Here is a 21,565-nt window from a genome sequence, read left to right on the forward strand (position 1 = left end):
TAGTACACTGTACGTGAATTGTCACATAATCATGAAATACTGGATGTGGTATCTATGTGGTATTAGTTTTTTATTGCCACTTTTGGATTGGTATTAAAAGTGGTAAGAAGCAGAGCTATGATAACGGATATGATAAGAACTCCTATAAAAATATTCCATGAATAGGCATGAAGCAGATAACCGGTACCACTTCCCAGAATACTTGAACCAAAATAATAAAAAAGCCAGTAAATAGAAGTAGCCGAAGATTTTCCTCGTTTGGCATACAGTGCGGTCATCTGGCTGGCCATAGTATGGGCAGCGAAGAATGAAAGGGTGAAAAGCCCGAGTCCAAAAATAAGGATATAAATGTTTTCAGACAGCAGTAAAGCAGCTCCGATAATCATAGACAGGATGGATGCTTTAAGAATATTATTCATGGGAAACCTCCTTGAAAGGCGGCCTACGATCATCGTTCCGAAAACGCCAAAAATATACATCAGAAAGATAAAGGCAATGATAAAGTGGCTTAATGCAAATGGTTTGGCTTCCAGTCTGAATGTCAGGTAATTATAAACGCTCACGAAAACACCCATTAATAATGCTGCGGTACAATATAAACGGAGCATGTAAGGATTGGTAAGAAAGAACTTCATCTGTTTTACCTTAAGATGATAATCTGTTTTCTGAGGATTGAAAAATTTTGATTCCGGAAACAGCTTCCAGAATACAGCACCGAGTATAAAACTTTCTACGCCGATCAGAAGAACAGCATTGCGCCATCCGAATTCTCCCGCAAATAGAGTCGCCATTATCCTTCCGCTCATTCCTCCGATTGTATTTCCGCTGAGATACATACTGATGGCTGCTGGTACTGCGAGAGCATCCACTTCCTCGGTAAGATAGGCAAGGGCAACTGCTGAGACACCTGAAACCACGAATCCTTTCAGTACTCCGATAGCAATCAGGAGGCTTAAACTCGGGATCCAGGTAGAAATAATAGTAAGTACAGCAGATGAAATCAGCGAAAAAACCATGAGATTTTTTCTGGAATAGCTGTCCGCTTTAAAAGCGAAAAACAGTAATCCCATTGCCATACCTATTGTGGATGATGATACCAGCAGGGAAGTATCACCTACAGACACTCCGAACTGTTCTGCAGCCATTGGGAGCATCGGCTGGAAAAGATAAAGCTGTGCAAAAACCGAGAGTCCCGAAAAGAAAATACAAAGTTTTATATATCGGAAACGTGAGCTTCCCTGAAGTGCTTTTTCAGATGAATTCATGATTTTTTTTGCAATTACAATGCAGTGTTTGACAGAAAAATTAAGTCTTGTAAATTTCCTGATTATTTTCCGGATTTAAAAATCATTATCTCAATGATTTTGATTGGTGAAACAAATCAATGAAGCTGCAGACTGTTGATATATTCTGAAGGAGTAATATTCTCCATCTGCTTGAAAACCCTGTTGAAGGTAGACTGATTAGAGAAACCAGCCTCAGTATAGATATACATAAGAGTTACTTTTTCAATATCATTTTCATGAAGTAACCTTTTTACACACTCAATTCTGTGCATATTCAGGTAATTATTGAAGTTGGGATATCCTTTTGCACGAATTGATTTAGAGATATAACTGCTGTTAATATCCATTTCTGTAGAAAGTTTTGAAATATTAAAATTAACATCTTTATACAGTTGTTTATCTCTCATCACCGATTCAATTTTTTCAAACAATTCGTCTGCAAATGGTGCTTTCTCTGCTACGGAAACCGGCTGAATTACTGTGTTTGAATTCTTTTCCTCAAATTCATGGTAAATTTCAACACGTTTTATTTTATCCTTAAAATAGAGCAGGAGTGATATTACAGCAACGTTGGAAATCATAAGGATCGTATCGGTAATTCTCACATCTTCAGGTCTGTGTATCGGGAATTTAAAGCTGAAGGTTTTGGAAATAAGGTATCCTGCAATAATATTCAACAAAACAAACATACTGTAAATAAAGACATATTTTCTTTCAAAGAAAACATAGGCTGCCAGGGGAATGGGGATAAGCCAGACAAAACTCGCTATAGAGTTGTTCCAGAAAGCCAGCATAATATAAAAATTATAAAGTGTCGCAATAATGATGTAAGAATGCACCATGACATTCACCGAGTAGGTTTTGCGTACAATCAGATATGTATAGACCATTAAAAAAAGTCCCCCAAAAAGATACCATGCCATTATTTTATCAGGAATGATAAAGGTGTATATCAAACCAAATACAGCAAGGATGACAGACATCAGAATATTATAATAATAAACGAGCTGTCTTTTGTACTGTTCAATTTTTATGTCTTTTTCAGTGGTCATTTGTGGTAAGAGGTAATTTTAAATCATTTCAATATATTTCCATAACAGTCAATTTTCAAAAAATGACTTGGTTAACATTCTGATTATTAGTTGTTTGTGTTTTGTTGAGCCGTTTCCGGTTTTTCATTGATTATGGCTGAGTTTGATTGATCAATGCACATAACTTTGCACCAGCTAGCTCAACATAGGCTGATTGATGATCTGTCAATTAACCCTAAACGATTTATTCAATTCTTAAATAAATCAAATAATTTTTAAACAAATATACTAAAATGAAAAAAATAAAATTACCTCTTGCCAGCATAATGATGTGTTTTTCAATAGCTGCATTTTCCCAAGTAGGGATCAATACAGATTCTCCTAAAGTAACATTACATGTAGAAGGAAAGCCCGATGTGGCTACTGCGGCTGATGGAGTGATGGCTCCCAGAATGACTGGAGATCAGTTAAGAGCTAAAGATAATGTCTATCTGGCAGCCCAGACCGGAGCTTTGGTCTATGTAACCCAGGCTGTAACAGCACCTTCTGTAAAAACAGCAAAAGTAGATAAAGCCGGTTATTATATGTTTAACGGGACCACCTGGAAATTTGCTTTTGGGGGACAGGATGATGATATTACCATTGGAGATTTAATCTATTATCATGGGAGCATTCCTGCAGGTACTTCAGGTGCCGCCACATTAGCCAGTACTTATCTTACTGACCTTCCGGTTTTGGGAGGTTTCCTAAGACTTGATGCACAATTTAACAGCAGTTCAGCTGGAACCGGAGCGGCTACCACTTTTAATCCCAGACTCTATAATGTAGGAACTTCTGATGTGAAAATCTGGGTTTCAGAAATGTCGACCCATACCGGTGACTCCGACAACGGAAATATTAAATTGTCACCAGGAGCTTACCGGCAGTTTGATGATGGTGTTTATCTTACTCAGACCCATAATGAAACCGTAACATTCGATATTACAGTACAAGAACCGGAGCCAAGATGGTACAGAGTGTATTATGCATTCCGCGTAGATAATAAATCTACAACGGGAAGCAGTGATGCTACAACTACAGATTCCAATACTTCAGATAATACAAGAGAGTTGTTTCTCTCCGTACAAAGGCTTTATTAATTAATCGCCTGAAGATTCTAAAAATACAATGATTTAATAAAAATATACAAAATCAATGGGTTAGCTGTTTAAAAATCTAAGATTTGTGTTTTTTCTGGGGCTGGAATACTATTAAATTCCGGCCCCGTTTTCTTAATGCATCATTTCATAAACTTTGATCAGTTCTGCAATATTTCCGACACTAAGCTTTTGAAAAATCCTTTTTTTATAAGTGCTTACGGTAGACATCTGAATATTGAGTCTGTTGGCAATTTCCAGATTTCCGTTCCCATCTGCCAGAAGTTTGAAAATTTCATATTCCCTGGATGATAATTTTTCTACCGGATTATTTCTTTTGTTCTGAATAATAAGTCCAATCAGCTCTGCAGGATAAAAATAACCTTTTTCAATGACTGTTTTCACTGCATTTTTAATTTCTTCTTCACTGCTTTGTTTATTCAGATAGCCTTCAGCACCTTCTCTGATGTATTGAATGGCAACATCTTTGTCATATCCTGAGAATATGAGGATTTTAAGATCATTCTGTATATCTTTAAGCTCCGGGACCATTTTCTTATATTGAGTTCCCGGCATGTCAATATCTAAAATAATAAGGTCATACCGCTGATCTCCAAGCTTCTTTTTTACCTGGTCATAATTTTCCGCAAAATCTATATTCAGTCCCGGATAAGCAGTTTCAAGAACCAGAGAGGTTCCTGCCCTTACCACATAATGATCATCAGCGATTAAAATTCTTTCATTCATAAAGATTAGTTTTTTTTGAGTGTTATTTCCACAACAGTTCCCTTAGGATGGTTTTGTCTGAAGTTCATTTCAGCATTGATCTTTTTTACCAGATGGATAACCATATGCAGACCCAAGCCTTTTCCTTTAAAACTGGGGGTTTCCAGTTTAGGATTTCTGAACAGGTTCATATAAACAGAAATCTGTTCTTCAGACATTCCTGTTCCTGTATCAGTAATGAGTATGGTGGATTGTTGTGGATTTTCTGTAACAGTAAGGGTTATATTTCCTTCAAAAGTATTTTTCACCGCATTATCAAGAATATTATGAATAATGGCTGTTAAAATACTTTCATTTACTTTAGAATAAATGAGGCCCTCTGTAAGATTGGTAATGGTAGTCCCTTTTTCTTTTGCAATTTCACAGAATAATTTATTCTTGATTTCCAGAATTCTGTTGATGGGATATTCTTTTTCTTCAAAAATATTTTCAGCCTTATAAAGTTCAGTATACTCTTTCAGATTCAGGGTAAACTGATACAGCTGCTCAGAAGATTTATAAATACTGTCAAAATATTTTTTCTGAAGCTCCACATCATCAGACTCATGAAGTTTCTGGGACAGCATAGCAATAAATCTGATGGGAGTGGTAATATCATGGCTGATGGTTTCCACCAGTTTTTTCTGATATTCTGTTTCTTTCTGCAGGTTGTTTTTTACGACCTCCAGATGAAGAGAGGTTTCCTTCAGTTCAGAGTTTTTGTTATGAACAATTTGTTTTAAAGCCTTATTTTTTATCCTTAGAAAATTGGTGGTTAACTGAACGATAATGATGATGAGAATAAGAATAATAACGGACGCAGACACTCTGAAAAGCAATGTCTGATAAAAAAGAGGCTGAATTTTAAAACGTATTGCCTTTTCTTCATATCTTCCGTCAGCAGAAATCAATACCCTTACACTCAGGGTGTAATCTCCGGGAGAAAGATTACTGATGGTATATTTTAATTCTTTTCCTGTGGCAATCTTTTCCCATTCAGTATTTTCTTTTCCTGATATTTTTGCTTCAATATAAAGATTTTCAGGATTGGAAAAATAAGGAATATCGATAAAGACATCTGCCGTTTTGTAGTCGTTTTTCAAATCAAGAATCTGATGAAAATACTGAGGTTCAGAATTTCCGATTTTTACCCGTTCAATGTAAATTTTACTTCTTCCAGGATAATAAGTCTGAATATTCTCAGGATTGAAAAACACAAAACCGTCCATTGAAGGAAATACAAAATCTCCATTCTCAAGAGCGTAGGCATTAGGTTCTGAACTTCCATTAAATTCATTAGTGAGAAAACCTTCTTTTTTGGTGAAGCGATAATAAAAAACCGGAGTATTTTTGTTTTCTGCATACTGCAGCAATTGCTTTTTTGCAACCTTAAACATCCCGTTATTTGAAGAAATCCAATAATACCCTTTTTGATCTTCAAGAATATAATGGGCCGACTGAAGATAACCGTTCATGTCATTCGGCATCTTGATAAGCTTATGATTTCTGAAAAGATAGAAGCCGTTTTTCTCTGTTGTAATCCATATCAGATGATCCTTCGTTTTGATAATACTTTTGACATGAATATTTTTCACTATGGGAGTGATGGTATTGCTTCCAAGTGTTATAGAATAAAGTCCGTCGCTGTTTCCTGTCAGAATTTCACTGTCGTTGTATTGATAAAAAACATTGACAAAGCTTTTAAAAGTATAGGTGAAATCCGGTTGCTTAAATATATCTTTCCTGTACAGATGAAGCTGTGTTCCAGAAAGGTCTGTAAAGGTTGTTCCATAAAGGTTTCCGCTTTTCATAAACGTTTCAAGCCCCTTTTTAATAAAAATGGAATCCTTCTTTTTATATCCTGAATTTTTATAAAACCTGATAATACGGTTCCGCTTTCTGATCAGAATATTTCCGGAATTGTCATACATCATCAGATAATTGTCATTGTTTCCAAAAAGATGGTTTTTCACGATACCCTTTCTTCCGAACTCTGTTCCGTCCTCAGCAATAATTGTATTTTGACTGAAAGGAAGGGACGCGAAATAGACATTACTGGAAAAATCAGCTTCTTTCCTTGCAATATAGAAATTGGAAAGCTGCAGCACATTCAATCCATTATTGAGAGTTCCCAGATACAATTTGTTGAAACTCTCATCGTAGTACATAGAACAATAAGAGTGATTCCCTATTTCTTCGAAGTTTACAAGAAATTTCAAACGGAGATCCTTTTCATTTCCTTCTAAAAGATAAATATTGTCATGGTTGATAATAAAAGTCTGATTGGTAATCTGCTGCCAATAAATTTTAGTGTCGGGATGATTAAAAAGTGTAGGTTGATCTGAAACAGAAAGATGTCCCCTGTAAATAGAGTAGGTTTTTCTTTTTTTCAGATCATTGATGAACAGGTGATTATTCAGAACAAAAATATAGTTCAGATCTTTATGGGTAAAAGGGAGAGTAATTTTTATTTCCTTTTTTCCTTCCTTGTAAATGATGGCATTCTTTTCTGTAAAATGATAAACAGAATTTTTAAGCTGAATAAAATACTGGGTGTCATTATAGAAATCCGATGTAATGATATTATTGGCAATACGATGCAGAATATCTGTACCATTGGAATAGGTCATTTTGTCACCGGCAGTAAGGCTGGCCAGTTTGGGAAACCTGTTTCTGATAATGATTTTACTTTCCTGGAAATTATTAAGAACGGTAATACTGTCAAGGCACGGATCTCCTATGAATTCACCAAAATGCAGATTATTTACCCTGAAATTATTAAAGGTAATAAAAGAACTTCCGTCATACCGTACCAGTCCGTTTTCCGTAGAAATCCAGATGAAGCCATATTTGTCTTTAACAATGGCCTTTGCACTGCTTTGTGGAAGCCCATTGTCTATGTTGTACCACGTAGACGTATAATGCTGCCCGGAAATGTTTAGATAGATGCAAGCAAAAATTAATGCCCAAACTCTCATATATGTGCAAAACTGATCTATATCTGCTGCTATTGCAATAGACGGTTAATAATAGTATTTGTACAAGTCAAAGTTTTTTTAAAGGGCAGGAACGATTGAAAATAAATTTTTATCATTGAAGTTTTCAGGTCTTTTGTGTTTTATATTTTTTGATCGTGTAAAAATAGTGAAATTATGGAGAAAAATTAGTATTGGGTATTTTGTTTTCTATAAGTTTTATCATGTATTGCAGGCTATAAATCATTCAATTTTCTTTACTGCATTATTATATTTCAACAATAAGTGATAAATTTATATTGTATTCATTTTAAATTCTTATTTGTAGATGTCCGTATTGCAATGGATTTGTGGTTTGTATTAAAATTTTATAAATGAGAAATACTATTGAGTCTGAATAATTTTTTTAGTTTTTTAATTAATAGTTGAAGTTTTGTCCAATTCTTAGTTTTGTAGTAAAAGTTTGACAAAAAAAAGACGGTTTATTCTACATGATAACTTTGTCAGGCCTTATGGATATTCATATTTTTGCAAAAATATTCTCACAACAAAAGTATAGAAGCTTTATTGTTAAAATAATGATTCTAAGAACACAAACGGTTTTTATCTCAAAACAAAAGAGACTGTATCAAAAAGTAAACAGTCTCTTTTTTTATGTCAAACTCCCGGAACCCCTTTTTAATCAAAAAACCTCCCGGAAATGATGGGAGGTGAATAAAATTGACTGTATATTGAAGTGTAATTCAATCGTTATTGATGGGTTTCAAGCCACTTCAGTCTGCGCTGATCCGGCAGATGTTTTACCCTGAAGTTTTCAAAAACTGCATTGAACCCTTCTCCGTCCGGACAGGCTGCCATTAACCCAACCATTACAGGAATGTTATCCTGAAGAGGTGCATTCCGCATCATGATATAATTTTTATCATCAAAAGAATAAAATATCTCAACAGCATCCAATCTTCTCACCGCTTTTATCCATAGGGCAGGAGGCGTTTTTTCTAACGTAATGACGCTCCAGTCGCTTTTATGGTGAGTGACCACCGTGCTGAGATTGTATTTGCCATCTACAAATTCTACTCCGGCTTTGATATAATGTTCCTGATCTATTCTCAGCATAAGTCCCATCTGGTCAAACCTTGCCTTATAACTGCCGGTTATTTTTACTTTTGCCTCAAACTCACCGCCATAAGTAGCATAATAGAAAGGAGCATCATCTACCGTGAATCCATAATGGGAAATCCTCCAGTAATCGCTTCGGGGTGTTACAAACATAGAAAGGCTGTTGTTTTTGATTTCCCATTTTTCAGGTTCATTAAACCAGTTCATTTTTTCAAGGCTCTGAGCGGAAAACTTTTGAATCAGGAATAAGGTGCATAGGCCGATAATCAGTTTCTTCATTCTCTTTGGGGATAATTTCTAAGGGTAAATTATTATTTTAGCAAAAGTATTATTAAACCTCATTTCCGTCAATACTGATAAATAACCATTATGAAAATCCGCGAACAGCTTAGTGACAGATTACTTGATAACAGTTCAAAAAAATGCCGGCTTGATCTGGAGATCTATAAACAGAGAGCATTAGCATACTCTCAGATGGAAGGTGCAATATGTGTACTGAGTGATATGCAGGAGAATAAGAGTTTTATTTACAAATCTGCCGCTGCAGATGAACTCGGGCTAAAAATGGATGAAAACCCTGCAGAAATAGACTCCATATGGGAAGAAGAGATGCTGAAAAAAATACATCCTGATGACCGTCTGAAAAAATACATCCATGAACTCCGTTTTTTCAAATTACTGGATCTCATGGAAATAAGCGAACGTAAAGCATATAGTGTCGTTTCAAAAATAAGAATGAAGGATAAAAATGAGATATACAGGTGGGTGAAACATCGTATGTTTTATGTTTATTCTCCCGATAACGGACGGTTAAGATTGGCGCTTTGTCTTTATAATATGGCATTGACTTCACCTAATGTTTCAGATTTTATGATTGTTAATGTCATAAAAGGGGAAGTGGTGGTAAAAGATAAACTCGATTATAAAAATATATTAAGTGCCAGAGAATTGGAGATTTTAAAATGTATTGGAGAGGGCTATGCAAGCAAAGAAATTGCAGATCTTCTTTCTATAAGCATTAATACAGTAAACAGACACCGTCAGAATATCCTGGAAAAGCTGAAAGTAAAAAATTCTACCCAGGCTTTTAAAGACAGTTTTTCTTAAATATTCAGATTCAAACATCCGAAAAGTTCACCGTGTTATTTTGTCTCTTATGACTAATTTTATATCTTGAATACAGATTAGCAAGAACCAGACATGATGAAAAGAAGCGAAGAAATTACCCGTCAGTATTTTACTTTTTTAGACAAGCATATTCAGGACGTTATTTCCGGAGCTGTTCCTGAATTTATGGAACTGAATGAAATTGCCAGAGAGCTTGCTGTGTCCCATAAGCACCTTTCTGATACCGTTAAAAAAGAAACCGGACAGCACCCTTGTTCCTTCTATGATGAAAAAATTATTGATCAGATCAAGCAAATGCTGGTGAGATCCGACCAATCTGTGGCAGAAATTGCCCGTATTTTTACTTATGATCCTTCCAATTTCTCAAAATTTTTCAAAAAAATGACCGGCTTTACTCCCGGAAATTTCAGAAATTCCAAAAAAGTTTAAATTGACTACTTTTTTTGTTTAATATTGTTGTTGCAAGAGATTTGCGCTGGTTTTTATCTCAGGATAGGGATTTGAACGCTCAAATTGTTGTATTTTTAAAGCTGTTTAGTGAATTAAAATGTTAAAATAATAAAAAAATAATCTTTTATAAATGAGCTGTTTGTGAAAAATAATTACATTTTTTTATTATTTATGTATTAAAATTTCTTTATTGTTTGATTTTTTTATTAAATTTAGGTAAGAAAAAACTAATTAATTCAAAAGCGAAAAACGTTAAAAAAGATAGATGTATATTTAAATACTTTGGTTTCCAGATAATAAGAGATAAATATTGTGTCTTTAATAATATTTAATCTTAGCGGAGACGCTTAGGCCTTTTAAATAGTTATATATTTGTTTCTTTTAAACCACAACAAACAAGATTAAGGATGAGCATCAATTTCACAACAGCAACTATTAAAGACTTTGAGAATATACCAGATAATGATATGGCTCAAAGGGCTGAAATTTTTTATGAATATTTAGACTTTGTAAAGTCTAATGGCCACATGAACTACAGACTGAAGAATACTTCAGGAACGAATGCAATACTGAACGTAAATATTGCAGATCACAATAGAGAATTTGTTAGTTTTGTATCAAGTGATTATTTAGGGTTTACGCAGCACCCGAAAGTAAAACAAGCTGCTATTGAGGGAATAGAAAAATATGGTACCGGTACAGGAGCAACTCCTCTTATTGGCGGATATTTTGATTACCACAATGCTTTAGAAAAGAAAATTTCAAGCTTCTTTAAAAGAACAGAAGATGAAGCCGTAGTATTTACAACAGGGTATACCGCTAATAGTGCGAGCTTACAATGTTTAATGCAGAAAGAAGATCTTGCTATTTTAGATATGGCTGTACATGCCAGCGTGCACGAGGGATGTGCTTTTACCAATAAAAAAACATTTCCTCACAATAATTTGGAATCTTTGGAACACATTTTGAAGGTATCTGAAAATCTGTACCGTACGAAACTCGTTATTGTGGATGGTGTGTATTCCCAAGATGGTGATACCTCCCGTATTAATGAGATCTATAACCTTGTGAAAAAGTACAATGCCTTTCTGATGGTAGACGACGTACATGGTGTCGGCATCCTTGGAGAAACCGGAAGAGGTACTTTGGAACAGGCTGGGTTATTGGATAAAGTAGACATCATCACAGGTACATTCAGCAAAACATTTGGAAATCTGGGAGGATATGTCATTGCAGATAAAAAAATAGCTGCATTCATCAGGTTCCATTCCCGCCAGCAGATCTTCTCCGCTACAGCTCCACCATCATCCGCAGGAATTGTTAAAGCCATTGATTTAATTGACGAAGAACCAATCTGGAGAGAAAAACTCTGGGATAACATCAATTATTTCAAAAAAGGACTTGACGATTTAGGGTTAGATACAGGTGTTACGTGCTCTGCAATTATTCCCGTAAAAATTGGAGATCCTTATGTAACAGGTGAAGCCGGAAAACTACTAATAGAAAAAGGAATCTATACCAATCCGATTCTTTACCCGGCTGTACCAAGAAAAGACGCACGTATCAGGATGAGTGTAACGGCAAGACACGAAAAAGAACATCTCGACAAAACGCTTAATGCGTTTGATGATATTAATAAAAAATTGCATATTGCGAAAAAATAATAATTATGCCTAGAAAAGTAGTGCAGGGCCCCATTAGGGACAAAGAAAAAACAAAGCAGAAACTGCTTGCTGCAGTTGGTAAAATTTTAAGAGTAAAAGGATATTCCGGATTAAAAGTAAGCAAGATTGCTGCCGTTGCCGGATTTGATAAAAAATTGATCTATGAGTACTTTGGAAGTACAGATAAACTGATCGATGAGTATATCAAATCTCAGGATTACTGGAGCCAGGTCAACCAGGATGTTGATATGGATTTCTCGGACGGTGGGCACGAACTTACTAAAATGGTTGTATTGAACCAGTTCGAAAACCTGAAGAAAAATAAAGAACTTCAGAAGATTATCCTTTGGGAGCTTTCGGAAAGTAAACCTATTCTCAAGAAACTCGTAGAACAACGTGAAGAAGTAGGAGAGGTTTTATTTGGAAACATCTCAGATCCTTACTTTGGTGAAGGGGTAGCTACAAGACATAGAGCAATTATGGCTCTGATTGTTTCCGGAGCTTACTATCTTAACCTTTACACAGGATACAATGCCAATAAGTTTTGTGGGATTGACCTGAAAACTGAAGAAGGCAGAAAAGAGATTGAAGGCGCTATTGTTGAGTTAATTGACTTTGCATACAGCAAAAAAAAGTAGAAGTTAAAAGTTTTCCGATTTGAGCAGAAATATGTTTTTGTTGATATTTGAAAACTTTTAATTTTCAAATTAAAACTATATTTCTTATTTTTGACCAATGGAAAATTTTATAGTATCTGCAAGAAAATATCGTCCTCAGGAGTTTGATACGGTTGTAGGACAATCCCATATTACGGATACTTTAGAACATGCAATTGAAGAAAGTCAATTAGCTCAGGCATTACTTTTTTGCGGTCCTCGTGGTGTGGGTAAAACTACTTGTGCCAGAATTCTGGCAAGAAAGATCAATGAGAAAGATGGCTCGGTTTCAGAAGATGGCTTTGCTTACAATATCTATGAACTGGATGCTGCATCCAATAACTCTGTAGATGATATCAGAGAACTTATAGATCAGGTACGTTTTGCACCTCAGGTTGGTAAATACAAAGTATATATCATTGATGAGGTTCATATGCTGTCTTCTGCCGCTTTCAATGCTTTCCTTAAAACACTGGAAGAGCCGCCTGCCCACGCTATTTTTATTTTGGCAACCACGGAGAAACATAAAATTATCCCCACAATTTTATCCCGTTGTCAGATTTATGACTTCAAGAGAATTGTTATTGAAGACATACAGAATCATCTGAGAAATATTGCCCAGAAAGAAAGCATCCAGTACGAAGATGATGCCCTGTATCTGATTGCCCAGAAAGCAGACGGTGCATTAAGAGATGCACTTTCTATCTTCGACAGACTTTCTACCTTCTCCCAGAAAAATATTACCCTCGCAAAAGCCGCCGAAGTACTCAATATTCTGGATTATGATCAATATCTGAACATTGTGGATCTCGCCAATGAAAACAAAATTCCTGAAGTGCTTTTCGCTTTCAATGAGATTGTAAAGAAAGGTTTTGATCCCCATATTTTCATTGCCGGATTAGGAAATCATTTCAGAGATCTGATGATGGCGCAGAATGCTTCCACCATGGAACTCATTGAAGTGGGAGAGAAGACCAAGGCTAAATTTGTAGAGCAAGGACAGAAGTGGGCCGCCCAGCAGCTTATAGATGGTATTGAAATCTGTAATCATGCAGATATTAATTATAAGAATTCCAAAAACCCAAGACTTACGGTTGAAATTGCTTTAATGCAGCTGGCTTCACTGACAGCTAATTTAGGCGATACTAAAAAAAAAAGTTCCTGATACTGGCTCCGTTTCTCAGTGAGAAGCAGGAGGTGAAGATGCCGGAAAAAGCCCCGGAGAAGAAAGAAGTTAAAGCAGAACTACAACCTGCAGCTTCCCAGACAGTTCAGGAAGTTTCAGTAGCAAAAACCAACAAACCATTATCTAGACCGGGAATCTCTTCCGGTTTCAGCATCAATTCCTTTTTGAATAAAGAAGATAAAGCAGAAACAACAGAAGATGTTGTGGTAAAAACTGATAATCTTCCTCAGAACCATTTTACAGATACAGACCTGCAGGTGGAATGGAAAATTATGCTTAAACAGCTTCAGGTGAAAAATAATTTTGTATTTAATGCTGTCAAGACCTTCAAACTGGTAAAAGCTGAAGAGCATAAAATCAAAGTTTTGTTCCCTTCAGATTCTGCAAAAGTAGAATTTGATAAAATAAGTGGAGAATTTTTTAATCATTTTAAAAGAAAAATTCAGAATTATATTATTGAGATAGAATACGTCAGAGACGTTGAAAATCTGAAGATTGAGGTGGTGACGAAAAGAAAAATGTTTGAAAAATTTATAGAAAAAAATCCACTTTTGAAAGATCTTGATGATTTAATGAAGTTTGATTTGACATAATTTTTATATATTTGTCAAATATTTCTGTCGAAAATCATTTTTTGACAAAAACAAATTATAAACAGAAACGCTAAATAAAGACATTTCCAGAATAAAATGGAAAATTTGACTAACACATATCAGTCTTTTTTTGCACCCGCTAATTACTTTTTTAGCGGTTATTTTAGTTTTTCTGCTTCTTATTATAGAAATTTCAGAACGTATTACCGATTTTATTGGTACTGTTAACTGAATTTCTTTCCAAAAAATACAGGAGAAGTAGAGCCCTATTATTTTCCTGATTCCTTTAAACAATTTTGAACGGCATTTTTTGAAAAGAATTATAAATTAAATTTTATAATCCAAAGGGCTATTGCTGTTAACGAAAAAATTATATAAAAAAACAATAAAATTTAGAATAATGAATTTAAATGATTTAAAAAATGAGTGGATCGATGGGCTTACACAGCCTCTAATGATTGCAGGACCATGCAGCGCGGAAAGTGAAGCTCAAATGCTTGAAACGGCCAGGAGAATTAAAGAATCCAATGCCAATGTATCCGTATTCCGTGCAGGAATCTGGAAACCCCGTACCAAACCAAACGGTTTTGAAGGAGTAGGAGTGATCGGTTTGAACTGGCTGAAAAAAGTAAAAGAAGAGTACGGTTTTAAAACAGCGACTGAGGTAGCCAACGCACACCATGTCTTTGCAGCCCTTGAAGCAGATGTAGATGTTCTTTGGATCGGAGCACGTTCTACAGTGAACCCGTTTACAGTACAGGAAATTGCGATGGCTTTAAGAGGAACAGATAAGCCTGTATTCGTGAAAAACCCTGTTAATCCGGATCTTGCATTATGGATTGGTGCTTTGGAAAGGCTTTTAGGACAGGATATTAAAAACCTGGGAGTTATTCACAGAGGATTTTCAACCTACCAGAAAACAAAATACAGAAACAACCCGAACTGGCAGATTGCCCTTGATTTCAAGAGTCAGTTTCCAAATATTCCAATGTTAATCGACCCTTCTCACATCTGCGGAAACCGAACTGGTCTTGCTGATATTACACAGGAAGCCCTTAACGTGGGATACCAGGGAGCGATCATTGAATCTCACTGCAATCCTGATGAAGCATGGAGTGATGCTTCACAGCAAATTACTCCGGAAGTTCTTGCAGACCTTATCGGAAATCTGAAAGTGAGAAGTTCTAATCTTGCTGGTTTTGAAGGAGAGATGGGAAGACACAGAACTCTGATCTCCGATCTTGACTTCCAGTTAATTGAACTTCTTTCTCAAAGAATGAAAATTTCTGAAAAGATCGGTAAACTTAAAAAAGAGAACGACATTGCGATCTTCCAGCCTGAACGTTGGAAAGTGATCACTGAGTACGCTACTCAAAAAGCAAAAGAAACAGGGATGTCTCAGGAGTTTATTGAAAAAGTATTCAAGGCAATTCACGAAGAGTCTATTGAGGTTCAGAATAATATTATGATTGAGAGATAAGCTGTAGATGAAAAGTAAAAGAGACTAATACTTCTACTAAATTTTCAGCTAAAAAATAAATTAGGGCTTAGACATCAGCATTTAGGGCAATTGAAACATGTGTTTTTAAACCTATTTCCTGAATGCTAAGCCCTAATTGCGTATATTTGCACCAGCATTATCTATGAAAGGAAAAATCATTAAATCTACAGGCAGTTGGTACCAGGTTTTGGAATTGGAAACACATAAAATTTTCGAGGCCAGAATCAGGGGGAAATTCAAATTAATAAAAACCAGACTTACCAATCCACTTGCAGTAGGAGATTTTGTTGAGTTTCAACTGGAGCAAGATGATATCGCATGGATCACAAAAATTGAACCGCGCTCCAATTATCTGATCAGAAAATCAGTAAACCTTTCAAAAGAAGCCCATATTATTGCGTCCAATATTGATTTGGCTTGCTTTATCTTTACTCTGAAACATCCTGAAACCTCTTTAGGATTTCTGGACAGGTTTCTGGCATGCTGTGAAGCCTATAATATTACTCCACTGATTCTTTTTAATAAGATCGATGTTTTACACGAAGAAGAAATTGAAATTGTAAAGGACATTGAATTCCTATATCAGGAAATTGGATATGATACTTTGGAAATTTCCTCCTATTCAAAATTGAATCTGGATCAGCTTCAGGATATTCTTAAAGATAAAACCTCAGTGTTCTTCGGTCACTCTGGTTGTGGAAAGTCTACTTTAGTGAATGCTTTGCAGCCGGGATTAAACTTAAAAACGTCTGAGATTTCTGACACTCACCTGAAAGGAAAGCACACCACAACTTTCGCCCAGATGCATTTCTGGCATTTTGGCGGAAACGTTATCGACACTCCGGGGGTTCGTGAATTTGCAATGATTGATATTGAAAAAGAAGAAGTACAGCATTACTTCCCTGAAATTTTTAAAAAGAGAGAAGAGTGCAAGTTTCACAACTGTCTTCATATCAATGAACCGAAATGTGCTGTTATCGATGCTCTTGAAACAGGCGAGATTCAGCATTCGCGTTACGCTACTTACATTAAACTGATGGACGAGGCAGAAGAAGCTTCCCAAAAATAATCAATAAAATCCTTTATTTAACAGGGACAGATTTTGTTAGAAATAATACAGAGACTATCATTAGATGGTCTCTTTTTTTTGTTTAGAACTGTTTTGCCGAAATGGCACCCTTGTCAAGGTTTCAAACCTTGACAAGGGTCACTTTCTCAAAGAATAATATTTACTGTTATTATTTTTTTTAAAGATCAATTTAATGTATTCTGGATATTTTATTTCTTGTAATTATTTTTTTTAATTTTAAATGAAAAAATATTCGTTTTTAAATAACTCTACTTTTCAACTTTACAATTTTGGCAGATAACTCCACTTTTGTCATATTTCTGACCACCATGAGATTGGATTTTTAAAAAATAAAATTATTTCACCAATTGAAACAAAATGGAGAAAATCATTAAATATGATCCAATATTAATTGTAAAATTATATAATTAATAAAAAATAAGGCTGTTTTTTGCAAATAAAAAACCCAGCCGAAGCTGGGTAAAAACTAATAACCATGAAAACTCAAATTAAACATGAGAATCGGAATAGAATAAACAATTACTGTGCCAAAGTTTAGTTTACGATTTCTTAATAAAAGTTATTTTTATGTTAAAAAAAAATTAAAATAAAAATCAAAGATATTTTTTGTAATTTTGCGCCATTAAAAAAATATACATTTATGTCTAACATTACATTCACTATGATTAAGCCTGATGCTGTTGCTGACGGACATATCGGTGCTATATTAGGTAAGATTGCTGAAGGAGGTTTTAAAATCAAAGCTTTAAAATTAACTCAGCTTACAGTTGCTGATGCAAAAAAATTCTATGAAGTACATGCTGAAAGACCATTTTATGGAGAATTAGTAGAATTTATGAGCTCTGGTCCTATCGTTGCTGCAGTTTTAGAAAAAGATAATGCAGTTGAAGACTTCAGAACATTAATTGGTGCTACTAACCCTGCAGAAGCTGCAGAAGGTACTATCAGAAAAATGTTTGCGAGAAGCATCGGAGAAAATGCTGTTCACGGTTCAGATTCTGACGAGAATGCATTAATCGAAGCTCAATTCCATTTTTCAGGAAGAGAGATTTTCTAAGAAAATCATCTTACAAAATAAAAAATCCGGAGAATTTTCTCCGGATTTTGTTTTTATATGAATTGATCTTTAAGATATACTAAAGATTGTTTTCAATAGCTCCCACATTTTCTCTGTAGAGTTCCAGAGGTTTATTCAGTAAGACAGCAATGACGGTCATTTGCTTATCCAATTTTTCCTTTGGAACGTCAATATAAATAATTCCCGGTCTGTCGCTCCAGTACAGCTTGTTGTAGATGGTATGAGGCAGCATAGTACCTTCGCCAACTACTCTTATTCTGGCAATCTCATTTTTTATTCCCTTCAGAGCAATAGGACCGGTAGGTGCTCCTTCCACAAAAAGATAAAGCGTCTGTTTATCTTTTGATAAAGCGCTCAATCCTGAGTAATGACCAGCCGGAAGTCCTTTTCCTGTCTCAAATAAAGCTTCAGCATGCTTGCTTATCCATTCGATGGTTTCCGGATTTGTTTTAGACGTTTTCTTAATTTTCATGTCAAGGCCATCTTGGGTAAGACCTTCATGGGTAACTAAATTCTGATCATCGTTCAGAGCATTGGCGATATCATAGACGGCTTCCTGGGTATTTTTGCTTTCCAGTATTTCGGGAAGAGAATATTTTTCCTTCTTAAAATCGGTCAAAAATGAAGGAGGGCTGTCAAAAGTAATTTCTGCCACAGTGACATCTTTGTCAAATTTTACATTGGAGAAATTCAGTGTCAGTGTTTTCTCAGCATTATAATCCATTGTAATAACAGCTGCCGGATCTCCGATGATCTTTACTGAAAGAGGTTTTGTTGCCAGTCCGTAAATTTTTGTGAATTTTTTGGTTTCTTCCAGATAAAGGAATAAAGATTTTTTAGAGGTCGACAAAGAAGATTTCCCTTTATAATTGTCAAAAGGAATACCGCGGGTGGTTTCATAGATGGCATGCTGGTTTTTTGACGTCCAGCGTCCCAGGTTTTTCAGAATTTCAATTTGTTCTTCAGGAATCGTTCCATCGGATTTCGGACCCATATCAAGAAGCAGATTTCCTCCCATGCTGATCACATCTGCCAGGGTTCTGACAATCATATTGGGGGTTTTGTAATTTTTATCAAAAGGCTGATATCCCCAGGAATCATTCATGGTATAACAAAGCTCCCAGTATGGATTTTGTGGCGGAACAACAGGAATGCCCTGCTCAGGAGTATCATAATCTCCGTGATGATTGAGCCTTGAATTGATGATAATATTAGAATTGTATTTTTTGAGTAAATCCAGGGTCTGAGCCGCTTTCCATTCTTCGGAAGTATGCTCCCAGTCTCCATCGAACCAAAGAAGATCCGGAGAATATTGGGAAGAAAGCTCATTGAGCTGACCTTGATAATAGCTGATAAAATTCTGCCAGCGCTTTAGATCATTTTTGAGCTCGTAGCGTTTTTTTGTCCGGGTATTGATGTCATAATACGGATGACTCCAATCCGGCAACGAAAAATAAAGCCCTGTTTTTAATCCTGATTTTTTCAGAGCGGAAACAAAAGGGGTTAGCACATCTTTTTTAGCCAAAGAATTTTGAGGGATAGTTGTTGCTTTTTCTGCTCCTGAATTCCATAGTGAAACTCCGTCATGATGTTTTGTGGTAATGACAGCATATTTTGCTCCGGATTCCTTAATGAGGTTTACCCATTGCTTGGGCTGGTATTTTGAAGCTGAAAAACCATTCAGCTGTTTCATATAATTTTCGTGATTAATATAATTATTGAAGAATGACCAGGATTCTGAGATTCCATCGACAGAGTAGATTCCCCAATGAATAAAAATACCCAGTTTTGCCTTGTTGAACCATTCCATTTTTTTGCTGTTGTCAACCGCCTGAACCTGTGCATCGATACTATGTGCAGATAATATCAATCCAAGGAAAACAGCTTTAATCAGACTGCTTTTCATATATAGATTTATTTTAACATTAAATATAGATAAAGAAAACATTACAGAGTAGAATAGTTTCGGATATTTACTGATAATTGTTATCAAAACGTTTCTTATTATTGTATTTTTATAAATGGAACGTTTATTGTAAAATTATCTGAAAAAAGAAATTATGAAAATTCCAGCAATATTAATGGCGAGTTTATTAGCGGTAGGGGTATCTGCACAGACTACTAAACCTGAAGCTAAAACGAAAAAGCCTGTTAAAAAAGTAAAGAAAGCGACTTCCACGGATACGGTTGAAAAGAAAAAACCGGGAACACCCAAGCCGGTTGTTAAAAAAGATACCCTTGTGCTTCGTGGTCATGGTTGTCCTGCTTGCGGAATGGGGTAGAAGATGAGAAAGCCAATGTTAGGAGTATCAATGATGGCGGAAGCAGATTTTGTTTCTGCTATTTTGCCATTATTACAGGATAATTCCATCGAAGTGATGGAATGGTCTTTTGATACCCTTTATCATACCAATGAGCCGGATTGGCTTCGGGATCTGTTGAATTTCTACGCTGAAAATAACCGCTTGATAGGACATGGGGTTTATTATTCTTTATTTGATGCAACATGGAATGAAAGGCAGGAAGAATGGTTAAAAAAACTTAAAGAAGAAGTGCGCCTGCGGAAATACAATCATATCACGGAACATTTTGGGTTCATGAACACTGAGAATTTTCATCAGGGAGTACCATTACCGGTATCTTTACATTCCAAAACTTTACAAATAGGAAAAGACAGATTATACAGACTTCAGGATGCTGTAAGTATTCCTGTCGGGATAGAAAATCTGGCATTCTCATTTTCTATTGAAGATGTTAAAGAACAAGGCATTTTTCTTGACAAGCTTACGGAAGATACCCATGGCTTTCTGATTCTTGATCTTCATAATATTTACTGCCAGTCCTGTAATTTCGAATTAGAGATGCACGAAATCATTGATTTGTATCCACTGGACAAGGTAAAAGAAATTCATCTTTCCGGAGGAAGCTGGCAGGATAGCGTATATGGAAAAAAGCAGGTGAGAAGGGATACTCATGATGATGTCATCCCTAAAGATATCCTTTCTGTGTTGCCCTCTGTGATGAAAAAATGCCCAAATCTGGAATATATTATCATTGAAAGACTAGGGCACACTTTGAAAACAGAAGAAGAAAGGAATAATTTTTTGGAAGATTTTAATAAAGTCAGAACAATCATTGAAACTTCAGACCTGAAGCTGAGGGAACAAAACGGTTGGCGTAAAGAGGAAATTAAATTTTCTGCTAAACCTCTGGAAGATTTGCTTTTACATGAAGAGCAGTCAAAGCTTACCCGACTTCTGTATGATAATGCAAATGTTGAAACCATTAAGGATCTGGACCTTCATTATTTCAAAACAGAAAACTGGGATGCTGAAATGATTCTTACTGCCCAGAATATCATTAAAAAATGGAATCCCTATTAATTCTATTCTCTGATAACCAAAATCAAAATATATGAAAATGACAACATTAGTATTGATCATTACCGCTGTCCTCACTGCTCTGATAGGAGGACTTTTCTATGCTTATTCGTGCTCGGTTGTTCTGGGACTGGGAAAACTTTCTGATACAGAATATCTCAAGGCGATGCAGAATATTAACCGTGAAATTCTGAACCCCGTTTTCTTTATGAGCTTTATGGGAACGGTGATTTTTCTTCCTGTAGCTACATTTTTGCTCCGGAGCCAGCAGCCTGTTTTTATCTTTCTTCTTTTGGCCACACTGGCTTATCTGATTGGTGTTTTCGGTGTAACAGTTGCCGGAAATGTTCCGATGAATGACGCTTTAGATAAATTTGATATTTCCAATTCTACAGCAGAAGCCATCAGACAGATGCGGGAAAATTTTGAAAACAGATGGAATTTTCTGAATAATATCAGAACGGTCTTTTCAGTTATTTCGATCATTTTTGTAGTTTGCGCCTGTGTCTGGCATAAAGAATTATAAT

At 35.6% G+C, this 21,565-nt stretch carries 19 protein-coding genes; 13 read left to right on the plus strand and 6 right to left on the minus strand.

Translation table 11 applies throughout. The features are described from left to right. Positions 1 to 62: 62 nt before the first annotated feature. On the minus strand, positions 63 to 1,265 hold the full coding sequence (locus RAH34_RS11245) for an MFS transporter (protein WP_306596213.1): 1,203 nt from the start codon (positions 1,263 to 1,265) through the stop codon (positions 63 to 65). Positions 1,266 to 1,381: 116 nt separating this feature from the next. Next, entirely contained in the window at positions 1,382 to 2,338 is a 957-nt protein-coding gene (locus RAH34_RS11250; RefSeq protein WP_114822540.1) for an AraC family transcriptional regulator, read from the minus strand. A 272-nt stretch (positions 2,339 to 2,610) separates the two neighbouring features. Between RAH34_RS11250 and RAH34_RS11255 the strand changes: the two genes are divergently transcribed. Further along, entirely contained in the window at positions 2,611 to 3,456 is an 846-nt protein-coding gene (locus RAH34_RS11255; RefSeq protein ID WP_114822539.1) for a hypothetical protein, read from the plus strand. Between the two features lie 132 nt (positions 3,457 to 3,588). Here RAH34_RS11255 and RAH34_RS11260 read toward each other — a convergent pair whose 3' ends face one another. The 3 genes from RAH34_RS11260 to RAH34_RS11270 form a co-directional block, all read right to left on the minus strand. Further along, complete coding sequence (locus RAH34_RS11260) at positions 3,589 to 4,200, minus strand: response regulator transcription factor (RefSeq protein WP_114822538.1); 612 nt, start codon at positions 4,198 to 4,200, stop codon at positions 3,589 to 3,591. A gap of 5 nt (positions 4,201 to 4,205) precedes the next feature. Next, positions 4,206 to 7,196, minus strand: coding sequence for a HAMP domain-containing sensor histidine kinase (locus tag RAH34_RS11265; protein ID WP_306596214.1), 2,991 nt, complete (start codon positions 7,194 to 7,196; stop codon positions 4,206 to 4,208). Positions 7,197 to 7,943: 747 nt separating this feature from the next. Then, entirely contained in the window at positions 7,944 to 8,591 is a 648-nt protein-coding gene (locus tag RAH34_RS11270; RefSeq protein WP_114822536.1) for a DUF1349 domain-containing protein, read from the minus strand. A 90-nt stretch (positions 8,592 to 8,681) separates the two neighbouring features. Here RAH34_RS11270 and RAH34_RS11275 point away from each other — a divergent pair, with 90 nt between their 5' ends. The 9 genes from RAH34_RS11275 to RAH34_RS11315 all read left to right on the plus strand — a co-directional run bounded on the left by RAH34_RS11275 (position 8,682) and on the right by RAH34_RS11315 (position 17,637). After that, a complete protein-coding gene (locus RAH34_RS11275) occupies positions 8,682 to 9,419 on the plus strand; it encodes a response regulator transcription factor (RefSeq protein WP_306596215.1) in 738 nt (245 codons plus the stop codon). Between the two features lie 93 nt (positions 9,420 to 9,512). Then, a complete protein-coding gene (locus tag RAH34_RS11280) occupies positions 9,513 to 9,869 on the plus strand; it encodes an AraC family transcriptional regulator (protein WP_114822534.1) in 357 nt (118 codons plus the stop codon). Positions 9,870 to 10,297: 428 nt separating this feature from the next. Continuing rightward, a complete protein-coding gene (locus RAH34_RS11285) occupies positions 10,298 to 11,554 on the plus strand; it encodes an aminotransferase class I/II-fold pyridoxal phosphate-dependent enzyme (protein ID WP_114822533.1) in 1,257 nt (418 codons plus the stop codon). Positions 11,555 to 11,559: 5 nt separating this feature from the next. Beyond that, positions 11,560 to 12,192, plus strand: coding sequence for a TetR/AcrR family transcriptional regulator (locus tag RAH34_RS11290; protein WP_047375406.1), 633 nt, complete (start codon positions 11,560 to 11,562; stop codon positions 12,190 to 12,192). 97 nt (positions 12,193 to 12,289) lie between these two features. Then, on the plus strand, positions 12,290 to 13,375 hold the full coding sequence (gene dnaX, locus RAH34_RS11295; protein ID WP_306596216.1) for a DNA polymerase III subunit gamma/tau: 1,086 nt from the start codon (positions 12,290 to 12,292) through the stop codon (positions 13,373 to 13,375). Positions 13,376 to 13,413: 38 nt separating this feature from the next. Next, positions 13,414 to 13,989 (plus strand): hypothetical protein, encoded by a 576-nt coding sequence (locus RAH34_RS11300; protein ID WP_306596217.1) that lies wholly within the window; start codon positions 13,414 to 13,416, stop codon positions 13,987 to 13,989. Between the two features lie 400 nt (positions 13,990 to 14,389). Continuing rightward, the gene (locus RAH34_RS11305; protein WP_047431451.1) at positions 14,390 to 15,469 is read left to right on the plus strand and encodes a chorismate mutase; all 1,080 of its coding nucleotides are present in this window, start codon (positions 14,390 to 14,392) and stop codon (positions 15,467 to 15,469) included. A 163-nt stretch (positions 15,470 to 15,632) separates the two neighbouring features. Continuing rightward, complete coding sequence (rsgA, locus tag RAH34_RS11310) at positions 15,633 to 16,559, plus strand: ribosome small subunit-dependent GTPase A (protein ID WP_306596218.1); 927 nt, start codon at positions 15,633 to 15,635, stop codon at positions 16,557 to 16,559. A gap of 661 nt (positions 16,560 to 17,220) precedes the next feature. Further along, the gene (locus RAH34_RS11315; protein ID WP_034687444.1) at positions 17,221 to 17,637 is read left to right on the plus strand and encodes a nucleoside-diphosphate kinase; all 417 of its coding nucleotides are present in this window, start codon (positions 17,221 to 17,223) and stop codon (positions 17,635 to 17,637) included. Between the two features lie 79 nt (positions 17,638 to 17,716). Here RAH34_RS11315 and RAH34_RS11320 read toward each other — a convergent pair whose 3' ends face one another. Then, positions 17,717 to 19,564, minus strand: coding sequence for an alpha-L-fucosidase (locus RAH34_RS11320; RefSeq protein ID WP_306596219.1), 1,848 nt, complete (start codon positions 19,562 to 19,564; stop codon positions 17,717 to 17,719). Between the two features lie 154 nt (positions 19,565 to 19,718). Here RAH34_RS11320 and RAH34_RS11325 point away from each other — a divergent pair, with 154 nt between their 5' ends. The 3 genes from RAH34_RS11325 to RAH34_RS11335 are packed head-to-tail and all read left to right on the plus strand — an operon-like array spanning position 19,719 to position 21,564. Then, positions 19,719 to 19,940: a hypothetical protein gene (locus tag RAH34_RS11325; protein ID WP_034698538.1), complete on the plus strand. Its 222-nt coding sequence runs from the start codon at positions 19,719 to 19,721 to the stop codon at positions 19,938 to 19,940. A 15-nt stretch (positions 19,941 to 19,955) separates the two neighbouring features. Beyond that, positions 19,956 to 21,041 carry a DUF692 family multinuclear iron-containing protein gene (locus RAH34_RS11330; RefSeq protein WP_306596220.1) on the plus strand — a complete coding sequence of 362 codons (1,086 nt, stop codon included), beginning with the start codon at positions 19,956 to 19,958 and terminating at the stop codon, positions 21,039 to 21,041. A 37-nt stretch (positions 21,042 to 21,078) separates the two neighbouring features. After that, entirely contained in the window at positions 21,079 to 21,564 is a 486-nt protein-coding gene (locus tag RAH34_RS11335; RefSeq protein ID WP_306596221.1) for a DUF1772 domain-containing protein, read from the plus strand. Position 21,565 lies beyond the last annotated feature (1 nt).

Source organism: Chryseobacterium sp. WLY505 (assembly GCF_030846215.1).
Taxonomy (GTDB): Bacteria; Bacteroidota; Bacteroidia; order Flavobacteriales; family Weeksellaceae; genus Chryseobacterium.